7 protein-coding genes and 1 pseudogene are annotated in these 6,392 nt (G+C 67.2%); 4 read left to right on the top strand and 4 right to left on the bottom strand.

What is annotated here, in order from left to right:
- The first annotated feature begins 406 nt into the window (after positions 1-406).
- Genes AX721_RS17670 through AX721_RS17660 form a run of 3 tightly spaced genes read left to right on the top strand, consistent with a single transcriptional unit; the run spans position 407 to position 2,649 of the window.
- Positions 407-586 carry a hypothetical protein gene (locus AX721_RS17670; protein ID WP_068877299.1) on the top strand — a complete coding sequence of 60 codons (180 nt, stop codon included), beginning with the start codon at positions 407-409 and terminating at the stop codon, positions 584-586.
- Positions 587-618: 32 nt separating this feature from the next.
- Positions 619-1,464 carry a hypothetical protein gene (locus tag AX721_RS17665; protein WP_156467228.1) on the top strand — a complete coding sequence of 282 codons (846 nt, stop codon included), beginning with the start codon at positions 619-621 and terminating at the stop codon, positions 1,462-1,464.
- Between the two features lie 9 nt (positions 1,465-1,473).
- Positions 1,474-2,649: a hypothetical protein gene (locus tag AX721_RS17660; RefSeq protein WP_068877298.1), complete on the top strand. Its 1,176-nt coding sequence runs from the start codon at positions 1,474-1,476 to the stop codon at positions 2,647-2,649.
- Positions 2,650-2,795: 146 nt separating this feature from the next.
- On the opposite strand, the gene thpR is transcribed toward AX721_RS17660, so the two are convergent.
- Positions 2,796-3,332, bottom strand: coding sequence for an RNA 2',3'-cyclic phosphodiesterase (gene thpR / locus AX721_RS17655; RefSeq protein ID WP_068877297.1), 537 nt, complete (start codon positions 3,330-3,332; stop codon positions 2,796-2,798).
- Between the two features lie 116 nt (positions 3,333-3,448).
- Here thpR and AX721_RS17650 point away from each other — a divergent pair, with 116 nt between their 5' ends.
- Positions 3,449-4,201 (top strand): Bax inhibitor-1/YccA family protein, encoded by a 753-nt coding sequence (locus tag AX721_RS17650; RefSeq protein WP_068877296.1) that lies wholly within the window; start codon positions 3,449-3,451, stop codon positions 4,199-4,201.
- A 137-nt stretch (positions 4,202-4,338) separates the two neighbouring features.
- Here AX721_RS17650 and AX721_RS17645 read toward each other — a convergent pair whose 3' ends face one another.
- The 3 genes and pseudogenes from AX721_RS17645 to AX721_RS17635 all read right to left on the bottom strand — a co-directional run.
- Complete coding sequence (locus AX721_RS17645; protein ID WP_068877295.1) at positions 4,339-4,674, bottom strand: DUF2794 domain-containing protein; 336 nt, start codon at positions 4,672-4,674, stop codon at positions 4,339-4,341.
- Between the two features lie 279 nt (positions 4,675-4,953).
- A complete protein-coding gene (locus AX721_RS17640; RefSeq protein WP_369796654.1) occupies positions 4,954-5,646 on the bottom strand; it encodes a DUF1223 domain-containing protein in 693 nt (230 codons plus the stop codon).
- Between the two features lie 166 nt (positions 5,647-5,812).
- Positions 5,813-6,392: pseudogene (locus AX721_RS17635) on the bottom strand (aconitate hydratase); the annotation flags it as partial.

The raw sequence follows: 6,392 nt of genomic DNA, 5'->3' as shown, positions 1-6,392 counted from the left end.
GGGGGTCCCTCTTCGACGCCGATCGGGGGTCCCTTTTGAACGCCGTTTGACACTCGTGGAGCTGATCGACGCCGACATCGAACACCTCAAGGCGATAGCCCTGGGGCGCAAGCGACGCGATGCCCGCCCAGAGTCCAGGTGACCGCCGCCACGCCGCGTGACACGTCGAGCGCTTGCTCCGGCCCCGGCCGCCTTGCGCGACGACTCGACCCCTCCCCTTAATGTCCTCCGGCCCCCCTGTGCCGGGAGCTGCGACGACTCCGCGCAGCGTGGCGAGAACTAATAGTTCTTGCACAGTTCACCGTTCGGAGTCATTTCGTTCCCATATGTTGGGCTGGTGAGTCGCGCCGCCACAACATGCAGTGCCCGAGTAGATCGCCCCTCCCCTCGATCACGGAGCAGCGCCATGGCCCAAAAGCCCGGCCAGAACACTGGCAGCAACGGCGGCATCTTCCAGGAGGTCGGCCCGCGCGGCGGACGCCGAGACAACTTCGCCGCAGTCCCTGACAACCGCCCGCTTCCGCCGACCACCAGCCCCGGCGCTGGCTGGGTCCGCGTGAAGCGCACGCCCGACAGCCGCAGGTAAGGCAGATGACCCCCGACGACGGAGCCCGCCCCGTGTCGGGCGAGATCATCCCCTTCGAGACCGAGGCTGATCTCAGCAAACAGCGCGAGGCCCTGGCGGAACGCATCGGTCGCCAGAACAACGGGCGCTATGCCCGGTTCATCCTCGCGGCCCTCAGCGGCATTCCCTGGGTCGGCTCATTGCTCGGCGCGGGCGCGGCGCTCCACGGTGAGTTCCAACAGGACCAGCTCAACGAGTTGCAGAAGCTCTGGCTCCAGGAACACCAAGCCAAGCTTGAGCGCCTCGGCATGACGCTGGCTGGGATCATGGAGCGGTTCGAGGGCCTGGGTGATGACATCCAAGAGCGCATCCAGTCCGAGGAATACCTCGCGCTGATCCGCAAGGGCTTCCGCCAGTGGGATCAGGCCGACACCGAGGAGAAGCGCGAGTTCATCCGCAAGGTGTTGACCAACGCCGGGGCCACCAAGCTCTGCGAAGACGATCTCATCCGCCTGTTCCTAGACTGGATCGACCGCTACCACGAGAGCCACTTCGCGGTGATCCGGGTCATCCACCAGAATCCCCGCTCCACCCGCGCTGACGTCTGGCAGGGCATCCACGGCCAGCGCGTCCGCGAGAACTCGTCCGAGGCGGACCTGTTCAAGCTGCTGATCCACGACCTGAGCACAGGGCATGTGATCCGCCAGGAACGGGCGACCGACAACGCTGGCAACTTTCTGCGGGCGCAGCGGCCCAGGACCCGTGCCCCCGCAAGCCCCTACGTGCAGACCGCCTTCGACGACACCAAGCAATACGAACTCACCGAATTGGGCACGCAGTTCGTCCACTACACGATGGACGAGTTGGTCCCTCGAATGAGCGCAAGCCCAGATTTCTAAGGAGATCGAATGGAAGAACGAGCAGCGCCCTCCCCCGGTGCTCCTTCACAGGCCGCCGACGACTACTGGGCCAAGCTGACCGACGACGAGCTGCGGAAGGTGGTCTGGACCACTGGCGCCCCGCTCGCCTTGCCCAACGTCCAGGCGCGCATCCCAGCCAATCTCCCCGACTTCATCATCGAGCTGGAATACCAGTTGGACCGGGCGACGGACGCTCCGGTCCCGTGCGCGCATTGTCCCCACCACCAGCCCCACTGGCATGGGTTCGTCCTGCTGGCGGCGGATGGTTCGCGCTACCTCCTCGGGAGCCATTGCGGGCCAAAGGCTTATGCGTCGGATTACTTGGTCGCCAACAACGCCCGCGGCTGGGCTAGGAAACGAGCGGAGGCGTTACTGGCCTGGGACGCCTTGCGGGACCGTCTGCCTGATGTCCTCGACGCCCTGGCCCAAACGAGCAGCGATCCCAACTTCGCCGTCGTGCGGCGGTTCCGGGGAGCTTGGGTCGCTCAGGCCCCCGGGGTCCGGGACGCGATCGCGCGCATCAAGCGCAACCACTTGACCGGCGCGGCGGAAATGAAGGTCTCACGGAGCATCAGAGATCGGCTCGCGGAGACCGAGCGTGAGCGGACGTTCTTTGAGGAAGCGCAGAAGCTCGCCGATCTGCCAAACAAGGCGCACCGCGCGGCTATGGCTGCACTCCGTGATCGCCTCGGCAGCGGTGAAATCTGGCGCACCGATGAGGGCGACTTCGGGACGCTCCAGGGTGCTGATTGGCTGGTCGGGCCGGACAATCCCTTCAGCCTCCTCGACGACGCCGGACGCAGACTGCGGGGCTATCACCTCGTTGGCGCGGTAACCTCCGACAAGCTGACGCCGCAGATCGAGCGGCTCGCCCGCGAAACCCGGAAGGACATGGAGGTCGTGGCCCGTCAGGTGGCTCGCATTAGGGAGGCCGCACGCTTCTTCGAGTCCGACCACCTGAACCGCCTCTCGGCTTGGGCGGCGGCTCTCTTCGCCGACAACACGCGGCGCAAGATCATGTTCAGCGACGGTGTGCTGACTGTGGCCGAGGGCTACAATGAACCACAGGCGATGCGCTTTCCGCCGGACTGGGAGGCACCCGGCTCGCTCCTGCTCGAATTGGTCCGTGAGCGAGCGCGGCTCGCATTGGCCGTCCACAGGTAAAATCTGCGCCGGGAGAGGCCTAAACCGAGCCTAGGGGGAGGCTCCCCTCCTAAAGGTCCGCTTTCGGCGATGCTGCCAACGTCCCTGCCCCCCGGTCACTCGGGCTTCCGTTGACAATCGTCCGCCGCTCTTCGGAGGCCCGCCCCCTACCCCAGCGGGTACTCCGCCTCCAGGCGATAGTGCGAGCCTTCGCGGCCCAGGGTGCTGGAGTAGAGGCCGAAGCGGTCGACGGCGATGGGGGGCGATTTCAGGAGGTTGTTGGCCTGGATCCAGGCGCCGACCTCGGCCGGGTCCGGCCGGCGCAGGTAGGCCAGGGTGACGTGGGGGCGGTAGTTCCGCTTTTCCGGCTTCAGGCCGGCCCGCCGGGCCGCGCCCTCGCAGGCCTCGGCCAGTCGGCGCAGCTCGGCGCTCTCCGCCACGCCCGCCCAGACCGCATTGATCCCCTCGCCGTCGCCGAACGAGCCGGCGCCCGAAAGCGTGATCTCGAACGGGCGGCCGGCGACGCCCATCAGCTCGGCGTCCAGGTCGCGGGCGATGTCCTGGCGGATCTCGCCGAAGAAGCGCAGCGTCACGTGCAGCGCCTCCAGCGGCCGCCAGCGCGCGCCGTCGATTCCCGACTGCCGGGCCTGGAGCGCCTGGCCGATCTCAGGCGGAATCGAGATTGCTGCGAAGAGGCGGATCATACATGTATCCTAACGCGTTCACCGTATCGTGCGTGAGAGGCCTTGCGTCCGACACGCTCCGAAACGATATTTGTCCTGCGTCCGGTTTGGGACGCGCATTATAGGGCCTTGCTCAAATGAGCGACTTCAACCGCGGCTACGCGCGCTCGATCCCGGCGGATCGCGCCGACATGTCGGTGGACGCGGGCCTCCGCAGTTTCATGCTCGGCGTCTACAACAAGGTGGCGCTGGGTCTCGTGGTCTCCGCCGTCCTGGCCTACATCACCGGCCAGGTCGAGCCGGTGCAGCAGCTGCTGTACCGCGTGACGGCGGAGGGCCGGCTCGTCGGCTTCCAGCCCCTGGGTTACGTCGTCGCCTTCGGGCCGCTCGCGCTGATCATGTTCGGCATGTTCGGCCTGCGGAACGCCACCCCGCGCAGCTCCGGCATCTACTACTGGGCCATCGTGGCCATGATCGGCGCCAGCCTGGGCGCGATCACCCTCGTCTATACGGGGGCCTCGATCTTCCAGACCTTCCTGGTGACCGCGACCGCTTTCGGCGGCCTCAGCCTCTTCGGCTACACCACCAAGAAGGACCTGACGGGGATGGGCAGCTTCCTGCTCGTCGGCCTGATCGGCCTGATCATCGCCTCGCTGGTGAACATCTTCCTGCAGAACTCGATGATGAGCTTCATCATCAGCGTTCTGGGCGTGCTGATCTTCGCGGGCCTCATCGCCTTCGACACCCAGCGCCTGAAGATGACCTACTACGAGCTGGGCGGCGACCAGGCGGCCATGGGCGTCGCCACCAACTTCGGCGCGCTCAGCCTCTACATCAACTTCATCAACCTGTTCCAATTCCTGCTGCAGCTGTTCGGCGACCGCCGCTAAGCGCAGGACATCGCTGACAAAGAGGCCCCGGCGGGCGACCGCCGGGGCTTTCGTTTTTTGAACCGCGGAAGACGCAGAAAGCGCGGAATCGACGCCGCACCTTCTGCGTCTTTTGGTTTTCCGCGGTTTGCCTGACCCTATTCGACGACCGAGAACCGCCCCTTGTCGAAGAAGCGGAGCACCTGCTCCAGCTCGTGCCCGCGCTTCAGGACGTGGCCGCCCTCGCCGACGATCGCCCAGGCTCCCTGCTTTCGGGCCAGGGCCGGGTGCTTCTCGATACGGTAGAGCGGCGCCTCGGCGCTGCGGCGGAAGACCGAGAACACGCAGCAGTCCCTGAGGCTGTCCATGCCGTAGTCGCGCCATTCGCCGGCGGCGACCATGCGCCCGTAGAGCCGCAGCAGGCGCTCCAGCTCGCGCCGCTCGAAGAACACACCGGCCTGGCGCGGGGCCGAGTAGCTCGGGTCGAATGCCATCTCCCTGAGCCTGAATGAATTTTCTGCGTCGGGCCACCCCCGAAATCGCCGCGCCGCCGGCTGAGCTTGCGCCGCGAAATGACCTTATTTCGGTCCATCGCCCGCCCGATGGGGCTCCGATATTGCGAGTGTCGGTTGGTCAGAGACTGCTGGTCCCGGATCCTGAACAGCCCCCCCAGCCCCCCTGGATCGGCGGTTGGCCAACCGACACCCCAACTACCTTCCCCAAGCGACAGCCCGCGCGGTCACTCTCCAGCCGCGCGGGTTTGCTTTTTGCGCTCAGGATTTCCGCTGGGCCAGGCCCAGGACGCGGCCGCCGCGCGGCGCCTGCACCACGACCAGGGTCGCCAGGCCATCGTCCGAAGCGGCGGGGATCCGATAGGCTTGCGGGCGGCCGCGCCATGAGCCGAGGCGGCGGATCTCGCGCACCACGTTCCTTTGCGACACGGTCTCCCCGCGATTGTCGCCGGCCCGCACCGCCACCTCCACCGTGCGCGGATCGTAGCGGATCAGCCAGACCTCGCCGCCGCCACGCGGCGGTCGGCCTGAGCCCACATCCACGCGGCGGGCCCCGACGAAGCGGATATCCGGCGGATTGCGCGCCGCCGCCGCCGCCGCGCGGACCAGGCGATCGACCTCGGCGGTCTTCAGCCCCTGGGCCTCCTCCTGGCCGTCGACGACCACCTGCGGCGTATAGGGCTCGCGCAGCTTCAGGCGCGTGACGTAGGCCTTCTGCCGCTCGGCGTACTCGGGCTTGGCGAAGGTGTCCGTCCAGCCCAGGTAATCCCAGTAGTCCACCGAGAAGGTGAGGGCGATCACGCCCGGCCGATCGGCCAGCTTGGCGATGTGGTCGTTGGCGTCGTTGCAGGAGCCGCAGCCCTGGGCCGTGAACAGCTCCACGAGCACCGGCGGCTTGGCCGCCGCCGCGCCCGCCGGCCAGGCAAGCAGGATCAAGCTGAAAAGCGCGGCCATCCGCATCGCCATGGGCTTAGGGCGTGTTCCGGAGCCTGTAAATCTCAAGAAGCCGTGAGTTGCCGTGACGAAGAAGGGGGCCGCGCGGTCGACGCCGCACAGCCCCCCTCGATCCAACGCCGCGAGCAACACATTCACCCACGAGGGTGAACGATCGCCCCGTCGCTTAAGCCGCCGGCTTGGCCAGGCTGCGCAGGACGTAGTTCAGGACGCCGCCGTGCTTGAAGTACTCGAGCTCGGTGGGCGTATCGATGCGGCAGCGGACGGGGAAGCGGGCGATGCGGCCATCCGACGGACGGTACATCTCGACGATCAGCTGCTTGCGGGGCGCCAGCTCCGTCAGGCCGCGGATCGTCACGATCTCCTCGCCGGTCAGGCCCAGCTTGTGCCAGCCTTCCTGCAGGAACTGCAGCGGCAGCACGCCCATGCCGACCAGGTTCGACCGGTGGATCCGCTCGAAGCTCTCGGCCACCACGGCGCGGACGCCCAGCAGCTTCGTGCCCTTGGCGGCCCAGTCGCGCGACGAGCCGGTGCCGTATTCCTTGCCGGCGAACACCACCAGCGGGCGGCCTTCGCCCTGGTAGCGCATGGCCGCGTCGTAGATCGACATCTGGTCGCCCGACGGGAAGTGCTTCGTCACCCCGCCTTCCACGTCCGGGGTGATCCGGTTGCGGATACGGATGTTGGCGAAGGTGCCGCGCATCATGACTTCGTGGTTGCCGCGGCGGGCGCCGTAGCCGTTGAAC

This window comes from Phenylobacterium sp. CCH9-H3, from assembly GCF_001557235.1.
In the GTDB taxonomy this organism is placed as follows: Bacteria; Pseudomonadota; Alphaproteobacteria; order Caulobacterales; family Caulobacteraceae; genus Phenylobacterium.
Note: the sequence above shows the minus strand (reverse complement) of the source record. Positions and strands in the feature narration are given on the sequence as shown.